The sequence below is a fragment of the Burkholderia arboris genome (genome assembly GCF_038723655.1).
Classification (GTDB): domain Bacteria; phylum Pseudomonadota; class Gammaproteobacteria; order Burkholderiales; family Burkholderiaceae; genus Burkholderia; species Burkholderia arboris.
The window spans coordinates 319,220-338,367 of the sequence record NZ_CP109822.1 but is presented as its reverse complement, the minus strand read 5'-3'; the positions used below and the strand labels follow the sequence as shown (position 1 = coordinate 338,367).

Below are 19,148 nucleotides of genomic sequence, written 5' to 3'. Positions count from 1 at the left end.
GATCCGGTTGCCTGTGGGTGTTCAGGGGTTGGGGTGTCTGTGGAAAACTCGTGAGCCAATGTCTTGAGAGTATTAGAAGTAAACACCCTTGAACCCTTAGTTAAAAACGTTAACGCCACGGCACAGCCTTATGTAGCAAGGCTTTCCGGGAGACAAGGTGAAGTTTTACGGGAGCCAAGGTGATCTTCTGCGGGAGCTGAAGTGATGGGGTTCGGGGAGCTGCGTGAGCCGTTGCAGGAAAGGTCGTGAGCGGATTCGGGATCACAGTGAAACACGAGATTTCCCAAAGGTGAGGCTTTTCGGGGCCGCACAGCCACAGAACCCGCGCAGTGCCTGACGGCACAGTTTTCTGCCTGTGCAGACATAGGTGAGAATTTGCGGGACCTGCTTCGCGCCCCGTTTCTGCCCATCTTTTGGGCAGATTTGGCGAAAGGTGAGGTTTCACGGGACTCCACGGGATTTTGCTGTGAGGATTTCCGGGAAACGAACGTTATTTTGCACAGCAAAAGTGCTCTCGGGGGCCTGTGGTGCACCAAAGGTGAGGTTTTTCGGGAGGGAAATCCGGGTTTTCCTGCCCCGATCCCGTTAAGGTGAGGTTTTTCGGGACATGGATCACAGGCTGTGACCTGACCCATTGGTGAGGTTTTTCGGGAACGGTATTTGCTGAAAAAATGGTCACAGGTGAGGCTTTTCGGGACCCTTGACCGGCCAGATTCGCCGAAAAGCCCACCAGGACTGGAAGAAATCTCGTTTTTGCTGTGCCACTCTTTGGCACAGGTGAGATTTTTCGGGGGCTGACATACGGTTGTCGTATGAAGGATTGAGCCCGAAAGGTGAGGTTTTTCGGGGGATCCCTGCGATGCACAGCCAAATGCCTTTTGTGCATAAGTATCGGAAGAGATTGAGATTTTTGATACCGGAGCGGTTACGGTGAGGTTTTTCGGGAGCCCTTCTTGTGCCCGCTGCTGTGCCGCATTTTTCCTTCAGGGTGAGTGTTTTCGGGAGGCGCCGGCAGTCGATCCCGCGTGTGTCGGGCGTTTGTCGGCATTCGAACGAATGAACATGCTGTGCTCAAGGTGAGCATTTTCGGGACCCGGCGCGATTGGCGCGCTGTACAATGCGCGCCCGGGCCGATCAAACAGGCCCGATCGGGCCGGGCAGGCCGGTTTCGACGGCGCTTTTCCAGGCGCCGGATCCGGATTCGACATTCCGGCGAGCCGTGCCTGTACATGCATACAGGCCGATGCGAGGTGATCGGGAAGGTGCGGCGAGGTGCAATCGCAACCCTGTGCGAAACCCACGGTTGCGCAGTCGCAAAATTACGACAATTCGAAAGGTGAGCCGATACGGGAGCGAAATTCGCACGTGTCGTGCACAGGTGAAATTCTGTGAATCGGCGCATCCCGCGGCACGTCTGGAAGAGTCCGAAACGCTGCAACGGCGGACCGGTGAGCGTTTTCGGGAGCGGTTGGGGTGAGTGCCGTTTTGCCGGTGCGCTTCACCGGCTATGGTGAGCATGTCGTTCTGGACGCACATCACCGCAGGCGCTATCCTTCCGGGAAACTTCACCTCCGACCCGACGTATGGCCACGACGAAGCGCGCCAAGAAAACCGATGTGGATGTGGTGAGTGCCAGTTCAGCCGAATTGCGCAAGGCCGTCGAGGCGATTGCCATTCAGCCGAAAAGCGGCAAGATCACGCTCCTCACTCGCAAGCTGTTCAATGTCCTGCTGGCGGTCGCGCAGCAGGCCGACGACTCGGGCGACACGTATCGCGCGCTGCTGTCGGACATCGTCGCCAACTCCGCTTTCGATTCGAACGACACCGCTCTGGTGAAGGAACACCTGCGCCGCATGGTGTCGGTGCAGGTCGAATGGAGCACGGGAACGTCGAGCCAGAAGCCCGGCCGCAAGTGGGGGATCTCCACACTGATCGCCGACGCGGAAATTCTCGAGGATCCGACGACCCGCCGCGTGTGGGTCGAATTCTCGTTCGCGCCGAAGATCAAGAAGAAGCTGCTCGACCCGGTCCAGTATGCGCGCCTGAGCCTGCAGTTCCAGAGCCAGCTGCGCAGCAGCGCCGGTCTCGCACTGTACGAGATCTGCGTGCGTTACCTGACGAACCCGAGCCACCTGACGATGCGCGAGCCGTGGGAATGGTGGCGGCCGATCCTGTCGGGTACGCCCGACACGGAAGCCGGCGACGAGGCAAAGCGCGAGTACAAGTACTTCAAGCGCGACTACCTGCGCCCCGCGATCGCGGAAGTCAACGCGGTCACCAACATCTTCGTCGAGCTGATCGAGCATCGCGAAGGGCGTCGGGTCGCCGAGATCCAGTTCCGCGTAACCGAACGCAAGCAGCCGATGCTCGCGCTCGATGAACACCCGAACGTGTTCGACAGCACGCTGGTCGACCGGATGGTGAAACTCGGGATCCCGCTGAAGGAAGCGCAGACGCTGTACGCGGACAGCGAGGAAAACCGGATTCGTGCCGCACTGCAGATGACCGAGCAGCGGATGCGCAGCACGACGCTGCCGCCGGTGCGCAGCGCGCCGGCGTTGTTCAAGGATGCGCTGAAGAAGGGTTATGCGCCGCCGGTCGAGTCGGTCGACGCGCTGCCTGCGGGCACGCCGTCTGCGAAGGTCGTGGCCGCCCAGCCGGACGATCTGAAGGCGCGTTTGCTGAGCGAGTTCTCGGCGTTCCGTCGCAAGGAAGCGAAGGTGCTGTACGAAGAGCAGGGCGACGCGGAACGCGAAGTGGCGCGCGAGTCGTTCGAAGCTGAGGCGCTGCCGACGATGGGTTCGCATCTGCGCGACGACTGGCGCAAGCGCGGCCTCGATTCCAAGCTGGCCGAGACGGCATTTTTCGACTGGCTGGCCCAGAAGACCTGGGGCGAGCCGACGGACGGCGATCTGCTGTCGTTCACGCTGAACCAGTCGCGGGCCGCCTGAGGCCCGCTCAGGCCCGCTGACGGGCCGCCGCCGGCCCCGCCCGTCAGTCGGGCGGGCCCGGCGTCTTCACCAGGCCCTGCCGGCCGTTTCCATCACTCCGACAACAGCATCCGCTCGAGCTGCTCGAGGATCGCGTCGCGCTTGTCCTTCGGGAGGCCGCGCAGGCGCAATTCGATGCGATCTTCGCCATACGACTTCAGGTCGCCGACCGACTTGCCGCCGAGCTTGATCTCGAGACGCTGCGCATAGCGCTGGCGGCCTGCTGCCTTCGGCGTCTCTTGCGCCGCGACGCGACCCTTGACGATGTCCGACACCTGGCGCGTGCTGAGATCGTCCGACACGATCTTGTTGATCAGCCGCAGCGTGGCCTCGGTACCGCGCGCGTTGTGATAGCGGCCGACCTGATACGCCATGTTCGAACCGAAGCGATCGGGACGCGCAACCATTTCCTGCATGATCGCTTCAGGCAGCTTGCCGATCGACAGCGCGACGGCCACCGTCGACTCGTCGAGGCCGAGGTGCTCGGAAAGCTCCTTCTGGCTTTGGAAATGCTTGTCGTCGAGGAAGCGACGCCACACGACGGCGTTGTCGAACACCGTCTGCGAATCGCGCTGGACGTTGAGGTCGTAGCCGAGCTTGTAGCTCTGGATACCGATCGGCACATCGATCACGATCGCCTTGACCGCTTCCTTGTTCGCTTCCTTCAGTGCCCGCACGCGACGGCCACCGTCGCTGACGAAATACGTGCCCGGGTTGTCGTAATCCGGAATCACGTGGATCGCTTGCTGCTGCCCCTGCTTCGCGAGGTTGACCGCGAGTTCGGCAATCGACGACTTCAGATAGAAGTGGCGCGGATTGAACGGGCTATGTTTGATCGCCTTCAGCGACAGCTCGATCACCTGCCCCGGCGCATAGCGGTTTTCGAGGCGCCACGCGCGATATTGCTGCGATTCGTCGATCGACGGATCGATCGTGAGTTCTGGCGCCGGCGGCGGTGCGATGTCCTTCTTCGCGGATCTGGTCGGTGCCGCGGCGGGCGTCTCGGATTTGACGATGCCGTCAATTGCGTTGAGCCGATCAAGCGCCGTGCGTTTCTCGCTCGTCGTGATATCCGGGCGCGCTTGGAATCCTTTGGCAAATTGGGAAGGTTTCATGTGACTCCTTTGTGCGCATAAAGTCAGGGCAGCATGGCGACGATTTCGTCGGCACATGCGCGAATTTCGGCCGCGGCCAGCTTGCCGCCGCGATCGTTCATCTGCAGCACGGTCTGACCGAGCGCCATCGCCTGCTTGTACGCCTCCCGCGTCGGGATCTGCGTCTTCAGCAGCGGGAAGCCGAGTTCCTCGAGCGCACGCTTGAGTTCGCGGGTCAGCATGCGCTTCTCTTCGGTCTTGTTCAGCAGGAAGACTGCGCGGAGGTCTTCGTTCATGACTTGCGCCTGCTGGATCAGTTTGACCAGCCCGACGCTCGACCAGTAATCGGCCGGCGACGACGATGTCGGGATCACGGCAATCGATGCGGCCAGCAGGACGACGCCGGAGACTTTCTCGGTGATCGACGGCGGGCAGTCCACGACGATGATGTCGTAGTCGTTGATGAACTTCTTGATCTCGCGATGGATCTGGCCGTCGGCTTCGGCAAGGTTGACGACCGGAAACGGAATGCCGTTTTCGCTGTCGCCCGATGCGCTCGACCAGTGAACCAGCGTGTTTTGACGGTCTGCGTCGATGACGAGGACGCGCTTCCCTTTTTCATGGAACGCGGCGCCGAGGTGCATGGCAATCGTGCTTTTGCCGACGCCACCTTTTTGTTGAGTGACTGCAATGATTTCCGCGGCCAATTTTCACTCCTGTTTTGGTCGTTGGAATTCTACAGGACGATATTTGAATTTCAATGAAATTGTCGTTCAACAACTACGCATTAGCCATTCGGGCTATTGGTTTATGCGCATAAACGAGCCGGCGGAGATCGGTGGCCGGCTTTTGAGGGCGTGGCTGATGCTCGAAGAGGTCGATGGGCTACTCGATGATTCTGCCTTGACGTGCTGCATCGTCGGGGAGGGGCGATCGTCGCTCACGCGCTGCCCTTCCGCTGGATGGGAGTGGTCTTGTCGGCGAGCGAGTGGGTTTGTGCGCATAAACTCTGCGGAGACCGAGAGAGCGGATCTGGGTGCGAGATTGCCAGGCATGCGCGAGCGAGGATCGGGATCTGCACACCGTGGCTAGGTACACAGGCTCGTGGCGAGTCACTGAACCGACGTGCGCCGGCACAACGCATTGTCCGGAAGCGACGTTTATGCGCATAAACCGGAGGCAATGGATGGCGAGAGTCGAAGGCGCACGGGCCGACGTCGCCTGAATCCGAGGGCAACGATACCGCTACGGGGCGACATACCGATCCAACGAGACCCTCGGTGCGGTGGCACATCGACATACGGCTGCGCTCTGAATCGTGAGGCATCTCACCCGACGATCGCAGGCTTTATGCGCATAAACCAACCGACTTGCGTCGCGATTATCCGAGCCTCCCTCCACCCAAGGCTGCCGTCACAAGGCATTGGCTCGCGTGCTGCCATCCATCACCTCAAGATAGCGCCCCCCGGCTTTATGCGCATAAACACACCCACGCTTTGAAGTGTGCCCTGCGGCACTCCCCTCTCGCGCTCAAGACGTACTACGTCGCTCGACCGTATAGCGCGTGGCCGAATCCGCGACCGGTCTGGCCTGGCCCATCCCACCGGCCGCTCGACACAGACTGGCTACAATACTGGGCTCTACCATCCAGGCCTGAATGATGATCACGATCTACCACAACCCCCGATGCTCGAAGTCGCGCGAGACGCTTGCATTGGTCGAGTCGCTGAATACCACTGGCACGCCGCTGAACGTCGTCGAGTACCTGAAGACGCCGCCGACGGTCGAGGAACTGGAAACGCTGCATCGGCAGCTCGGCCGCCCGGTTCGCGATATGCTGCGCGACGGCGAGGAGCCGTACAAGGCACTCGATCTGGCTCGCGCAGATCTGACCGACGCGGAAGCCTACGCAGCGATCACCGCGCACCCGATCCTTTTGCAACGGCCTATCGTCGTATACCGCGGCAAGGCAGCCATCGGCCGGCCGCCCGAATCGGTGAAGGCGTTATTCGAATAATTCTTGATGGGTGTATTTTTCTTACAGCATCAGCCCGGCGATCGAACCGGCACGCGATGCCGATGCGATCGCCGGGCAGCCCGCCGCTCGCGACGCGAACGGTAGCGGCACAACACGAGCGCCCTAGCGCTCCCCGGACGACCTACCGTCATCGTCCGGCTCCCGCCCCGCCGCCGCTTTCGCGGCCGTCCGCAACAGCGAAATCTGCCCACGATAGGCTCTGCATCCGCTGCAGGTCGGCAGATGCAAGCGCACCTGTAGTCGCTCGTGCAGCGTCAGATGCCGGTCGAGCGCATCCGACAGCAGTCGCGTGATGTCAGTACATTTCCCCGGCAGCATCTTCGGTCGTCAGTCCTTTTTCGCTCAGGCAGGTTCGCAGGCGCGTGCGCGCCCGATACAGCAGCACGCTGCAATGATTCGTCGTCAGCGTCAATTCGCTGCAGATGTCCGCAATCTCGACATCGAGAAACTCGCGCATCATGAACACGCGTCCGATCTGCTCCGGCAGGTGATCGAGGCAGACCTGGAACAGCGTCCAGAACTGCTGCTGTTGCAACAGCGTTTCGGGCTTCGGCCACGGTCGAGGTTTCGCATGTGCGGCCCAGTGTCCGTTTTCCTTGAACAGTTCGCGATCGAGCACGGATTCGCCGTCGAGCTCGGCGTCGAGCGCGGCCAGGCTGACCGTCCGCTGCCGCGCGCGCAGCACGTCGATCAGTTTGTTGCGCAGGATGCCGAACACCCAGGTCTTGTGGGCCGACAGCCCTGCGAAATCGCCCGCGTGCGACCACGCGGCGGCCAGTGCTTCCTGCACGGCGTCTTCGGCCGCGTCGGCATCGCGGAGCTGGAGCCGCGCGAAGCGCAGCAGGTCGCGCCGCAGTTGCGCGAGATAAACGGGATCGTCGTAGGTGGACGGCATGTCTGGGTTGCAGTGTCTCGAAGCGATCGCGCGGACGTCATGGAGCGGGCGCGTCGCCGTGCGAGCAGCTTACTGGGCGCATCGCCACCCTGCAACGCATGTTCCGTCACGAATTCACGAAACCGGCCGGCGCGCTGCGCTATGCTTGCCGAACCCCGGCTCGCGCGTCGACGGCGCCGCGCGGCAGGCAATCTGTAACGTCAGAACATAACGGTCGAGTTATCCACAATTTCTGTGGAAAACCTTGTGGAAAGTCGGCCGGACGGCCCCGTGGGACGGCTCGCGGGCTGGCTTGCCTATAAACAGACCTTTGTCGCCCATTCGGAAGCAATCGATCCGATTCCTCACTCACTGGAAGGAGAATGCCATGTCCTATCGTATTGCGGTCGTCGTCGGCAGCCTGCGCCGCGCATCGACGAACCGTGCGCTCGCGCACGCCGTGATCTCGCTCGCCCCTGCCGATTTTTCGTTCGAGTTCGTCGAGATCGGCGAACTGCCGCTGTACAGCCAGGACTACGACGCGGATTTCCCGGAAGTCGCCAAGCGCTTCAAGCAGTCGATCGAAGCCGCCGACGCGCTGCTGTTCGTCACGCCCGAGTACAACCGGTCGATCCCGGGCGTGCTGAAGAACGCGCTCGACTGGGGCTCGCGCCCGTGGGGGGCCAACTCGTGGTCGGGCAAGCCGGGTGCGGTACTCGGCACGTCGCCGGGCGCCGCGGGCACCGCGCTCGCGCAGCAGCACCTGCGCAACGTGCTCGCATACCTCGACGTGAAGACGCTCGGCCAGCCCGAGATGTTCGTCAAGCACGACCCGGCGCGCATCGACGATCAAGGCCAGATCGTCAGCGAGGACACCCGCAAGTTCCTGCAGGGGTTCGTCGATCGCTACGCGGGCTGGGTGCGCCTGCTGAAATCGGCCTGATGACGCCGGCCTGATCGGCTCCCCCGCTCACACCGCCGGCGCCGGCCCGCACAACAGCGGGTCACGTGCCGGCGTGCCGTGCGTCGCGCGCTTCGCGGATGCCCAGCAGGATCTCGTCGAGCAGCGCGATGTCGAACGGCTTCGACAGCACGCGGACGTTGACGGTGCGCGTGCGGTCGAGTTCCTCCGCATAACCCGTGACGAGAATCACGGGCAGCTTCCCCGGCCGCTTCTCGACCGCTTCGGCCAGGTCGATGCCGTTCAGGCTGCCCGGCATGTGGATATCCGAAATCACGAGATCGAACGCATCGTTCGCGGCCGCGCCTTCGATCAGGCGCAGCGCATCGTCGGCGGTGGGCGCATAGGTCACGCGGTGACCGAGCAGCGACAGCAGCGCTTCCGTGCCGGCCGCGACTTCGCTGTTGTCCTCGACGAGCAGCACGTGCAGGCCGGCGAGCGCGCCGGTGCCTGCTTCGTGTGCGACGGCCGGCGGCCGCGCGACGACATCCTCGGCGCGCGCGCGCGGCAGGTAGAGGCGCACCGAGGTGCCGGCGCCGACCGCGCTGTCGATCGTCGCGAGGCCGCCCGAGCGTTCGCAGAACGCAAACACCTGCGGCAGGCCGAGCCCCGTTCCCATCCCCTGCGCCTTCGTCGTGAACAGCGGCTCGAACGCGCGCGCGAGCACGTCGGGCGCCATGCCTGAACCCGTGTCGTCGAGCGAGATCTGCACGAAATCGCCGGTCAGCGGAAAGCCGTCCTCGCGGCGCAGTGTCACGTTGCGCGCGCCGACCGTGAAGCGCCCGCCCGTCGCCATCGCGTCGCGCGCGTTGACCGCGAGGTTGATCACGGCGAGCTCGAGCTCCGCGACGTCGACACGGATCGGCCAGACGCCGGGCTCGATCGCGACGACCAGCGACGACTTCGACCCGAGCGACGTCTTGAGCAATTCGCGGCACGTGCCGACCCATTGCCCGACGTCGATCGTCTCGTTGTGCAGCGGCTGCTTGCGCGCGACGCCGAGGAGCTGGCGCGTGAGCGACTGTCCGTTTTTCAGCGCGCGTTCGATCGCGCCGAGTTCCTTGTCGAGATGCTGGACGCCGCGCCGCCGTGCGATCTGCACGTTGCTCGAGATGATCATCAGCAGGTTGTTGAAGTCGTGTGCGACGCTGCCGACGAGGTTGCCGAGCGCCTGCATCTTGCGCGACTGCCGGTACGCCGACTCGATCGAACGCCGCATCGACGCTTCGGCCTGCCAGCGGTCCCACGCCTCCTCTTCCGCCTTCAGCCGCTTGAGCGACAGCCAGATCACGGACCACAGCGCGACCGACGGCGCGAACATCGAGATGAACAGGACGCTCAGGTGTTCGTACCATTCATGCCAGATTGCCGACGTGCGGTACGCGCACGTCACGTAGACGGGGTAGCTGCCGACCTGGCGGTACGCGACGATCTCGCTGCTCGCGCCATCGTGGCGCACGCGCACGACGCCCGCACGCGCATCGTTGCGCGTGTCGCCGAACGTGACCGAGCGATCGGTGTGCGCGAGCGACGGCGGCGGCGGATACGATGCGATCACCGCGCCGTCCGAACGCGCGAGCGCCATCGTCATCGGTGTGCCCGCGCCGCCGAGCAGGTCGCGGTAGAACGCGTTGAAATACGACGACTTCAGTGCGATCGACACCATTCCGGCGAACGAACCGTCGCTATGGCGCCGTGCGACGCCCGTGTTGAACACCGGAATGTTCTCGAGCTTGAGCGGCCCCATCATCAGCCGCGAGATGTGTTCGATGACCTTGCCGTCGCGGATGCCCGCGAAGTCGTCGCGGTTCGCGATCGACGCATACGGTGCCGGATAGTAGAGGCTGTTGGCGAGCAGCATCCCGCTCGCGCCGAAGATCGACACGGCGGCCACCTGCGGATAGCCGCCGCCGATCGTGTTCAGCGCTTCGTGGATGTCGGATTCCTTGTTGCGCACGGTCGCGTCGTCCATGTCCTGCACGAGGTCGACGATGCGCGCATCGAGCGTCTCGCTCAGGTCGAACACCTTGAGCGCGTGTTCCTCGGCAACCCGCACCGTGCGCATCGTCACGTCGCCCGCGGCGGCCTCGCGCGCCTTCAGGTCGTTGTACGCCATCACCACCACGTAGATGCACGGCAGCACGATCGCCGCGACGAGCAGCACGATCAGCGTCACGCGGCGAACCGCGAAATCGTGCTCGGGTGCGCCGGACGCGTAGCTGCCGTCGTCCTGCCAGTCGTCGGCGGGCGGATGGGCGGGAGCGTGGGAGTCGGCAGGCCGTTCGGACGTCATCGAGGAAAGCGGGTGAGGCAGAGGTGCCTGCCATCATAAACGAGTTGGGGGAGCCCGCCGCGCCGCGCCGGACGTGCGAGATCCTGTCGAATCTGACAGAGGGAAACTGTTAGATTGAAAACGCGACGAATCCGGCAGCGCAAACGTACACAAGGAAAAATTTTGCGTGCTTATCTCGAAAATGATCGGGGCTGTTTTCGGAATGGCGTGGGATCGGACCGATTCTGTTCGAAATGGTGAAAATGGCGAGTTGCATCGCCTCCGGTTTACTCCGAGAATCGCGCCTTGCTTTCCCTATGACAGATATATGCGCCCGCCGGCGATCGCCGCGCGGGCGTCGCGCGCACCTGCGTCGCGACGCCCGCGCACGGCCGCAAGGCGGTTGCCCGCGCCCGAACGCATGGCCCCCTAAAGAAGTGCGCCGCGCGGTCGTTAACGCGAGAGAGACCATTCCGTATACCGCATCGCCCCATGCCTTTGCCGATTGTAATTGCCGACGATTCGCTGCTCGCTCGCAAACTTCTGACAAAGGCGCTGCCGGGAGACTGGGACGTTGACGTCGCGTATGCAGCGAATGGTCGCGAGGCCTTGGCGCTCTATCGTGACGGCAAAGCTTCCGTGATGTTTCTGGACCTGACGATGCCCGACATGAGCGGATATCAGGTCCTGGAAACACTGCGCCACGAAGATCTGAACACGTTCGTGATCGTGGTATCCGCCGATATCCAGCCGCAGGCGCAAGCACGCGTGCGTGAATTGGGCGCGATCGCATTCGTTGCCAAGCCCGTGACGTCGGAGGCATTGCTGCCCATTCTCAAGGAGTATGGGTTGTATGCCTGAATCGGTGTTCACGGCGGAGCAACGCGACGCGTTGCAGGAGATCGCCAACCTTGCAATGGGCCGCGCCGCCGCGCGGCTTGCGTTGTTGCTCGGGCGCTTCATCGAGTTGTCGGTGCCGCGCGTGCGCGTCGTGAAAGCGGCCGACGCGGGCAACGCGCTGCGCGAGATGACGGGCATTCACGACAACGTGACCGCCGTGCGCCAGGGCTTCCGTTCCGACATCAAGGGCGAGGCGATCGTGCTGTGCCGCACGTCGGGCGTCGCGCGGCTCATGTCGGTCGTCGACCGCACGTTCGGCGACGGCGTGTATGGCGGGATGGCGACGCCGGACGAACTCGTGTTCGACGTCGCGAACGTGCTGATGGGGGCGTGCGTCGCGTCGATCCTCGACGAACTCGGCCGCAAGCCCGTGTTTTTTCCGCCTGGGCTGCTCGGCGCGAACGTGTCGTTCGACGACGTCTTCGAGCCGAACATGCTTGCGTGGAGCGTCGCGTTGCTGCTCGAGGTGAACTTCGGGCTCGAGGACCACACGTTCCGCGCCCACTTCGTGATGCTGATGGCCGAGGATTCGATCCGATTGATGGGCGACGCGCTCGACGCGTTGCTGTCCGCGCTATGACGGCCGCCGCCCCGTCGCTGAGCGACCTCGTGATCGAGCGGGTCGGCTTCGGCCTGTTCGTGCTCGACCGTTCGATGACCGTGCTGATGTGGAATCGCTTCATGCAGGACCACAGCGGCATCCCGGCGGCCGACGTGATCGGCCGCAACCTGTTCGACCGCTTTCCGGACCTGCCGCACGCGTGGCTGTCGCGCAAGCTCGAGAGCGTGTTCCAGCTCGGCAGCTTCGCCTTCAGTTCATGGGAGCAGCGCCCCTACCTGTTCCGCTTCGAGCACGACCGCCCGATTACCGGCGGCGTCGACTACATGCAGCAGGACTGCACGTTCATGCCGCTCACGCGCGGCCGCGACGTCGAGGCCGTGTGCGTGACGATCTCGGACGTCACGCATGTGAGCGTGATGCAGCGCGAGCGCGAGGAAGCGGTCGCGAAGCTGCGCGAACACGCGAATCGCGACGGGCTGACCGGTATCGCGAACCGGCGCTTCTTCGAGGCGCGGCTCGGCGACGAATTCGCGCGCTGGCAGCGTTACGGCGGCGACATGTCGGTGCTGCTGTTCGATCTCGACCACTTCAAGACGATCAACGACCGCTTCGGGCATGCGGCCGGCGACGCCGTGCTGCGCGAGACGGCGCGTCGCGTCGCGTCGATCGTGCGCGCGCAGGATACGTTCGGCCGCTTCGGCGGCGAGGAGTTCGCGCTGCTGCTGCCGTGCACGAATCTCGACGAGGCGATGCTGGTGGCCGACAAGGTGCGCGATGCGATCGGCAGCCTGCCGGTCGATGCCGAGGGGGTCAGCGTGCCCGTGACGGCGAGCGTCGGCGGCGCATGCGCGAAGACGGGCGCGCCGACCAGCGACGTGCTCGTCAACGAGGCCGACGCCGCGCTCTATCGCGCGAAGCGGCTCGGGCGCGATCGTTCGGTCGCCTACGCGTAGACCGCGCCCGCTTCGCTCAGCTTTTCGCGATGTCGGCGAGCACGCCGGCCAGCACGGCCGGCTGCGACATGAACGGCGAATGGCTGCTGTCGAGCTGGTGCACGTGGGTCGGGTTGCCGGGCGCGAGCGCGTCGGCTTCGTCGATGAAGCGTTGCTGCAGCGCGGGCAGGATCACGCGATCCTCGAGACACTTGATGTAGTGACGGTCGATCGCACCCCAGCGCGCGGCGGTCGTCGGGATCGCGGTCGCGAACGGCGCGGCCGGCACGTCGCAGGTCATCAGGTTCGCGACGGCGTCGAAGTCGGCCTGCGGCACGTCTTCGTACAGCGCGCGCTTCATCGTGTCGCGATACGCGGCATCGCCGCTGCGCGGATCGATGCGCAGCGCACCGGCCACGCGCGGGCTTGCGAGCATCAGCGGGCCGAGCATCTCGCCCTTGTTTTCGGGCGCGCGGACGTAGTCGAGGCCCGGCACGCCCGAGCCCGGCATGAAGGCCGCGAGGTAGACGATCTTCGCGATCTTTTCCGGCGCGCGTTCGGCGGCCGCCGTGATCGCGAGGCCGCCCATGCTGTGCCCGACCAGCACGACCTTGCCGTGGCCGAGCGCGTATGCGTCGTCGACGGCCTGCATCACCTGCGTCGCGTAATCGTCGAGCGTCGTGTTCGCGACCGGCGACGGCTCGGCGCCGAACGCGTCCTTGTCGAGCGGCCGTGCGAGATACGACGCGGGAAAGCGGGCGTTGATGCCGTGCGCGGGCAGGTCGCGCGCGATCGACAGGTGGCCGCGCGCGGCCAGCGCAGCCGCGACGTGCGCGTAGCACCACGCGCCATGCCAGGCGCCGTGCACGAGCACGAAAACGGGATGGCCGGACTGCGGGGGGGCGGTGTCGTTCGTCTCCATGGTGTCCGTATTTTTTCGAGAAAGGTGTCATCTTAGACGAACCCGCCGGCATCCAGACGCGAACGCGCAGCGCGATCGCGTGTCCGGCTTCGATCCAACCCCTTTGTCTCGCGCAGGCCACATTTCATCCGGATACGATTTGAATTTGTGCCGAAGCGCGCTAATTTGTGACTTTGCCCGCGATTGCGCCCCATGAACGTCGACTATCTCTTCTACCGGAAGCCGGACAAGCCCGGCCCCTATTCGCTCGACGACCTGGGCGACATCGCACCGCCGATCGGCCCGGGCGACCTGGTGCGCGCGGGTATCGCGCGCGTGTTCGAGCAAATCGACTGGCGGGAATCGCCGGACGTGCCGGGCGCGTGGTTCGGCACCGGCGGCGCGGTTTTCCAGTTCACCGCCGAGCCCGACGGCCGCGTGACGAGCTTCATGGGTTCGCGCCTCGAGCGCCGCTCGATGCTGCAGCTCACGCGTGAAATGGGGCTCATTGCGCTCGACCTGCAGCGAGACGTCGTTTACGGCTGACGCGCCGTGCGGCACCCGTTGCCGCCGAGGCCGCCGCGCCGGCCCGACAGCGGTGCCCGGCGCCCCGCCGGGCGCGGCGCGTGTCCGCCATCGAACTTCAAAGATTGCTATACTTTCGCCCAATTCCGGCTTCCGGCCGGTAATTTGTGCCTGTCTGCGTCGATCGTTCGCATATCTCGCACGCATTGACACCCTGACCATCCCAGCCGGGCATGGCTTCTTCAATCGCCCCGCGTGGGTGTCTCCGTGGAGCTCGTCTTGGCCGTTTCCAATTCCGTCGTGGACGAACAAGAAACCGACGCCGCTGCCGCCACATCGGGCAGTTCCTTCTATCTGGCGATGCGCATCCTGCCTGCGGTGCAGCGCGATGCGATGTTCCAGGTCTACGCGTTTTGCCGCGCAGTCGACGACATCGCCGACAGCGACCTGCCGCGCGCCGAGCGCAACGCGGGCCTCGATCGCTGGCGCGCGGACATCGACGCGTGTTTCGCCGGCCGTCCGCCGCGCCACCTGGCCGCGCTCGACCGCGAGATCCACGCGTTCAACCTGCAGCGCGACGATTTCCACGCGATGATCGACGGGATGGCGATGGATGCGGTCGAAGACATCTGCGCGCCCGACGAGCCGACGCTCGACCTCTTCTGCGATCGCGTGGCGAGCGCGGCCGGCCGGCTGTCGGTGAGGATTTTCGGGATGCCGGAAGCCGAAGGGATCAAGCTGTCGCACCACCTCGGCCGCGCGTTGCAGCTGACGAACATCCTGCGCGACATCGACGACGATGCGGCGATCAACCGCTGCTACCTGCCGCGCGAACTGCTCGCGCGCGAAGGCATCGCGATCACCGATCCGGCGACGATCGTGCGCGATCCGGCGCTGCCGCGCGTGTGCGCGACGCTCGTCGAGCGCGCGCTCGAGCACTTCCGTCAGGCCGACGCCGTGATGGATACCTGCCCGCGTGCGCAGGTGAAGGCGCCGCGCATCATGTCGGGCGCGTATCGCTGCATTCTCGAAGCCGCGATCGCACGCGGCTTTGCCGCGCCGCGCGCGCCGCTGCGCAAGCCGAAGGCACGCATGCTGATGATCGCCGCGCGCTACGCGCTGTTCTGAGTCGACTGCGTCGATGCCCAGAACCGTCCACGTGATCGGCGCCGGACTCGCGGGCCTGTCGGCCGCGGTCGAGCTGCAACGCCGCGGGCGGCGCATCGTGCTGCACGACGCGCATGCCCACGCGGGCGGCCGCTGCCGTTCGTGGTTCGACGGGACGCTGAACACGACGCTCGACAGCGGGCTGCACTCGGTATTCGCGGGACAGCCCGCGACGCAGCGCTACCTGCGCGCGATCGGCGCGGCCGATCAGCTCGCGGGGCCTGCGCTGCCCGAGTTTCCGGTCGTGGACGTCGCGTCGCAGCAGCGCTGGACGCTGCGCTTCGGCAACGGGCGCTGGCCGTCGTGGCTGTTCGATGCCGCGTCGCGCGCGCCGGGCACGACGCCGCTCGACTACCTCGCGCTTGCCCCGCTCGCGTTCGCGCGCACGGGCCGCTCGCTCGCACAGACGATGCGATGCGACGGCGTGCTGTGGGATCGTTGGCTGCGGCCGTATTTCCTCGGTGTGCTGAACGTCGAGCCGCGCCATGCGAGCGCCGAACTCGCGCGCGCCGCGCTGTGCGGCACGTTTGCCGCAGGCGGCCCCGGCTGCCGTCCGCTCGTCGCGCGCCACGGGCTCGGCAGCGCATTCGTCGAACCCGCGCTGCGGATGCTGCAGCATGGCGGCGCGCAGATCCGGCTGAATTCGCGGCTCGACGCGTTCGAATTCGGCGCGCACGGCAATGCGGTCGATGCGGTTTCGGTCGGCGGCGAGCGTATCGATCTCGCGCCGGGCGACGCGGTCGTGCTGGCCGTGCCGCCCGAGGTCGCGCAGCCGCTCGTACCCGAACTCACCGCGCCCGACACGTTCAGCGCGGTCGTGACCGCGTATTTTGCGGTCGAATCGCCGGTCGGCGCAGCGTTGCAGACGACCGTCGTGAACGGCGTCGTCGATGCGGTGCGCACCGGCGGCGGCCAGCTCGCGGCGACGATCCGCGACGCGGGCCGCTGGCTCGACACGCCGCACGATACGCTCGCGCGGCGCATCTGGGAAGACGTCGCGCGCGTGACCGGCGCGAACCCGGAAACCATCCCCGCGTGGCAGCTCGTCGTCGAGCCGCGCGCGGGCTTTGCGGCGGTGCCGTCGCAGGAAATGAAACGTCCGGCCGTGCGTACGCGCTGGACCAATCTTGTGTTGGCGGGCGACTGGATTGCCACCGGCTTGCCCGCCACGATCGAGGGCGCGATCCGTTCCGGCCAGCTGGCCGCGGACGTGCTCCAGACACAATAAGAGAGGGACCGATGAACGATCTCACCGAAATGGCTACCTTGTCCGCCGGCGCCGTGCCGGCCGGCGTCGACGCGGCCGTCGCACGTGCGACCGACGCGCTGCTGGCCGCGCAGCAAGCGGACGGACACTGGGTCTACGAGCTCGAAGCCGATTCGACGATTCCCGCCGAATACGTGCTGCTCGTGCACTATCTCGGCGAGACGCCGAACCTCGAGCTCGAGCAGAAGATCGGCAAGTATTTGCGCCGCATCCAGCAGGCCGACGGCGGCTGGCCGCTGTTCACCGACGGCGCGCCGAACATCAGCGCGAGCGTGAAGGCGTATTTCGCGCTGAAGGTGATCGGCGACGACGAGAACGCCGAGCACATGCAGCGCGCACGAAAGGCGATCCACGCGATGGGCGGCGCCGAGATGTCGAACGTGTTCACGCGCATCCAGCTCGCGCTGTACGGTGCGATTCCGTGGCGCGCGGTGCCGATGATGCCGGTCGAGATCATGCTGCTGCCGCAGTGGTTCCCGTTCCACCTGTCGAAGGTGTCGTACTGGGCGCGTACCGTGATCGTGCCGCTGCTCGTGCTGAACGCGAAGCGTCCGATCGCGAAGAACCCGCGCGGCGTGCGCATCGACGAGCTGTTCATCGATCCGCCCGTCAACGCCGGGCTGCTGCCGCGCCAGGGCCACCAGAGCGCCGGCTGGTTCGCGTTCTTCCGCGTGGTCGACCATGCGCTGCGCGCGGTCGACGGCCTGTTCCCGAGCTACACGCGCGAACGCGCGATCCGCCAGGCCGTGTCGTTCGTCGACGAGCGCCTGAACGGCGAGGACGGCCTCGGCGCGATCTACCCGGCGATGGCCAACGCGGTGATGATGTACGACGTGCTCGGCTACGCGGAAGATCATCCGAACCGTGCGATCGCGCGCAAGGCGCTCGAGAAGCTGCTCGTCGTGCACGAGGACGAAGCGTATTGCCAGCCGTGCCTGTCGCCGGTGTGGGACACGTCGCTCGCCGCGCATGCGCTGCTCGAGACCGGCGATGCACGCGCGGAACAGGCGGTGATGCGCGGCCTCGAATGGCTGCGTCCGCTGCAGATCCTCGACGTGCGCGGCGACTGGATCTCGCGCCGCCCGCACGTGCGGCCCGGCGGCTGGGCGTTCCAGTATGCGAACGCGCACTACCCGGACGTCGACGATACGGCCGTGGTCGTGATGGCGATGGATCGTGCGCAGAAGCTCGAGCAATCGGACACGTATCGCGAGTCGATGGCGCGTGCGCGCGAATGGGTCGTCGGCATGCAGAGCAGCGACGGCGGCTGGGGTGCGTTCGAACCGGAAAACACGCAGTACTACCTGAACAACATCCCGTTCTCCGATCACGGTGCGCTGCTCGATCCGCCGACGTCCGACGTGTCGGGCCGCTGCCTGTCGATGCTGTCGCAGCTCGGCGAGACGCCGCTGAACAGCGAGCCGGCCCGCCGCGCGCTCGACTACATGCTGAAGGAACAGGAACCGGACGGCAGCTGGTACGGCCGCTGGGGGATGAACTACGTGTACGGCACGTGGACCGCGCTGTGCTCGCTGAATGCGGCCGGCCTGACGCCGGACGATCCGCGCATGAAGCGCGGCGCGCAGTGGCTGCTGTCGATCCAGAACAAGGACGGCGGCTGGGGCGAGGACGGCGACAGCTACAAGCTGAACTACCGCGGCTTCGAGCAGGCGCCGAGCACGGCGTCGCAGACGGCCTGGGCGCTGCTCGGCCTGATGGCGGCCGGCGAGGTGAACAACCCGGCCGTGGCGCGCGGCGTCGACTATCTGATTGCCCAGCAGAACGAAGCAGGCCTGTGGGACGAGACGCGCTTCACGGCGACGGGCTTCCCGCGCGTGTTCTACCTGCGCTACCACGGCTATCGCAAGTTCTTCCCGCTGTGGGCGCTGGCGCGTTACCGCAACCTGAAGCGTGACAACGCGACGCGCGTCACGGTCGGGATGTAACGCGTGGGCGTGTCACGACACAACGGCGCATTGCCCGTCATCGCGGTGACGGGGATGGCATTCGAGGCGCGCATCGCACGCGGCGATGGCGTCGAGGCCGTGTTCGCCGCGCGGGCCGACCGGCTCGAACGCGCGCTGGCCGACGCGACCGCGCGCGGTTGCGCGGGCATCATCAGCTTCGGCACGGCGGGCGGGCTTGCGCCCGACCTGGTGCCCGGCGCGCTCGTGATCGCGAACGCGATCGACGGGCCGTTCGGCCGCGTGGAGACCGATGCGGGCTGGAGCACACGGCTCGTCGCCTCGCTGCACGACACACCGGTCTGGGCGCGCGTCACGCGCGGCACGATCGCGGCCGTCGGCGCGCCGGTCGTCAGCGAACAGGAGAAGACGTCGCTGCATCAGGCGAAAGGCGCACTCGCGGTCGACATGGAGTCGCACATCGCGGCGGCCTTCGCGGCGGCGCGCGGCGTGCCGTTCGCCGTGTGCCGCGCGATCGTCGATCCGGCGTGGCGCACGCTGCCGCGCGCGGCGACGGCCGGCCTGCGCGACGACGGCAGCACGGCGATCCTGCCGATCCTGCGCGAACTGCTGAAGCAACCGTCGCAGCTCGGCCCGCTGCTGCAGGTCGCAAGCGACGCGCGTGCGGCGCGCACGACGCTGATCCAGGCGCGGCACGCATTCGAGCGTACGGGCGCGATGCGGATCGTCTGAGCGACTTT

The 19,148-nt window shown here is 65.6% G+C and carries 17 protein-coding genes; 11 read left to right on the top strand and 6 right to left on the bottom strand.

The genetic code is table 11. The features are described from left to right. Nucleotides 1-1,583 precede the first annotated feature (1,583 nt). A complete protein-coding gene (locus OHZ10_RS18670) occupies nt 1,584-2,951 on the top strand; it encodes a replication initiation protein (RefSeq protein ID WP_059238296.1) in 1,368 nt (455 codons plus the stop codon). A 92-nt stretch (nt 2,952-3,043) separates the two neighbouring features. Here OHZ10_RS18670 and OHZ10_RS18665 read toward each other — a convergent pair whose 3' ends face one another. Together OHZ10_RS18665 and parA are read right to left on the bottom strand one after the other, a co-directional pair. Next, on the bottom strand, nt 3,044-4,105 hold the full coding sequence (locus OHZ10_RS18665; protein WP_342705522.1) for a ParB/RepB/Spo0J family partition protein: 1,062 nt from the start codon (nt 4,103-4,105) through the stop codon (nt 3,044-3,046). Between the two features lie 23 nt (nt 4,106-4,128). Beyond that, nucleotides 4,129-4,791, bottom strand: a complete 663-nt coding sequence (gene parA, locus OHZ10_RS18660) for a ParA family partition ATPase (RefSeq protein WP_059238301.1) — start codon at nt 4,789-4,791, stop codon at nt 4,129-4,131. Nucleotides 4,792-5,744: 953 nt separating this feature from the next. Here parA and arsC point away from each other — a divergent pair. After that, nucleotides 5,745-6,101 (top strand): arsenate reductase (glutaredoxin), encoded by a 357-nt coding sequence (gene arsC, locus OHZ10_RS18655; RefSeq protein WP_059240865.1) that lies wholly within the window; start codon nt 5,745-5,747, stop codon nt 6,099-6,101. A 123-nt stretch (nt 6,102-6,224) separates the two neighbouring features. On the opposite strand, the gene OHZ10_RS18650 is transcribed toward arsC, so the two are convergent. Together OHZ10_RS18650 and OHZ10_RS18645 are read right to left on the bottom strand one after the other, a co-directional pair. Further along, on the bottom strand, nt 6,225-6,440 hold the full coding sequence (locus tag OHZ10_RS18650) for a zf-HC2 domain-containing protein (RefSeq protein WP_342705521.1): 216 nt from the start codon (nt 6,438-6,440) through the stop codon (nt 6,225-6,227). Then, nucleotides 6,418-7,017 carry an RNA polymerase factor sigma-70 gene (locus tag OHZ10_RS18645; RefSeq protein ID WP_174991720.1) on the bottom strand — a complete coding sequence of 200 codons (600 nt, stop codon included), beginning with the start codon at nt 7,015-7,017 and terminating at the stop codon, nt 6,418-6,420. The genes OHZ10_RS18650 and OHZ10_RS18645 overlap by 23 nt, the downstream gene beginning before the upstream one ends. Nucleotides 7,018-7,384: 367 nt before the next feature. On the opposite strand from OHZ10_RS18645, the gene OHZ10_RS18640 reads away from it, so the two are divergent. Beyond that, nucleotides 7,385-7,939: an NADPH-dependent FMN reductase gene (locus OHZ10_RS18640; protein ID WP_059238305.1), complete on the top strand. Its 555-nt coding sequence runs from the start codon at nt 7,385-7,387 to the stop codon at nt 7,937-7,939. 61 nt (nt 7,940-8,000) lie between these two features. Here the strand turns inward: OHZ10_RS18640 and OHZ10_RS18635 are convergent, their stop codons facing one another. Continuing rightward, complete coding sequence (locus OHZ10_RS18635) at nt 8,001-10,250, bottom strand: hybrid sensor histidine kinase/response regulator (protein ID WP_059238307.1); 2,250 nt, start codon at nt 10,248-10,250, stop codon at nt 8,001-8,003. A 471-nt stretch (nt 10,251-10,721) separates the two neighbouring features. Between OHZ10_RS18635 and OHZ10_RS18630 the strand changes: the two genes are divergently transcribed. Genes OHZ10_RS18630 through OHZ10_RS18620 form a run of 3 tightly spaced genes read left to right on the top strand, consistent with a single transcriptional unit; the run spans nt 10,722 to nt 12,644 of the window. Next, nucleotides 10,722-11,090 (top strand): response regulator, encoded by a 369-nt coding sequence (locus OHZ10_RS18630; RefSeq protein ID WP_011548759.1) that lies wholly within the window; start codon nt 10,722-10,724, stop codon nt 11,088-11,090. Further along, complete coding sequence (locus OHZ10_RS18625; protein ID WP_059238309.1) at nt 11,083-11,709, top strand: chemotaxis protein CheC; 627 nt, start codon at nt 11,083-11,085, stop codon at nt 11,707-11,709. Before OHZ10_RS18630 ends, OHZ10_RS18625 begins: the two co-directional genes overlap by 8 nt. Then, complete coding sequence (locus OHZ10_RS18620; protein ID WP_059238311.1) at nt 11,706-12,644, top strand: GGDEF domain-containing protein; 939 nt, start codon at nt 11,706-11,708, stop codon at nt 12,642-12,644. Before OHZ10_RS18625 ends, OHZ10_RS18620 begins: the two co-directional genes overlap by 4 nt. 16 nt (nt 12,645-12,660) lie before the next feature. On the opposite strand, the gene OHZ10_RS18615 is transcribed toward OHZ10_RS18620, so the two are convergent. Then, on the bottom strand, nt 12,661-13,545 hold the full coding sequence (locus OHZ10_RS18615) for an alpha/beta fold hydrolase (RefSeq protein WP_059238313.1): 885 nt from the start codon (nt 13,543-13,545) through the stop codon (nt 12,661-12,663). Between the two features lie 192 nt (nt 13,546-13,737). Here OHZ10_RS18615 and OHZ10_RS18610 point away from each other — a divergent pair, with 192 nt between their 5' ends. From OHZ10_RS18610 to OHZ10_RS18590, 5 genes are all read left to right on the top strand, one after another. Next, nucleotides 13,738-14,070: a hypothetical protein gene (locus OHZ10_RS18610; protein WP_059238315.1), complete on the top strand. Its 333-nt coding sequence runs from the start codon at nt 13,738-13,740 to the stop codon at nt 14,068-14,070. Between the two features lie 258 nt (nt 14,071-14,328). Further along, on the top strand, nt 14,329-15,177 hold the full coding sequence (hpnD, locus tag OHZ10_RS18605; protein WP_059238317.1) for a presqualene diphosphate synthase HpnD: 849 nt from the start codon (nt 14,329-14,331) through the stop codon (nt 15,175-15,177). A gap of 13 nt (nt 15,178-15,190) precedes the next feature. Then, complete coding sequence (gene hpnE / locus OHZ10_RS18600; protein WP_342705518.1) at nt 15,191-16,444, top strand: hydroxysqualene dehydroxylase HpnE; 1,254 nt, start codon at nt 15,191-15,193, stop codon at nt 16,442-16,444. Between the two features lie 11 nt (nt 16,445-16,455). Next, entirely contained in the window at nt 16,456-18,429 is a 1,974-nt protein-coding gene (gene shc / locus OHZ10_RS18595) for a squalene--hopene cyclase (protein ID WP_226196136.1), read from the top strand. 54 nt (nt 18,430-18,483) lie between these two features. After that, nucleotides 18,484-19,140 carry a phosphorylase gene (locus tag OHZ10_RS18590; protein WP_059238323.1) on the top strand — a complete coding sequence of 219 codons (657 nt, stop codon included), beginning with the start codon at nt 18,484-18,486 and terminating at the stop codon, nt 19,138-19,140. Nucleotides 19,141-19,148 lie beyond the last annotated feature (8 nt).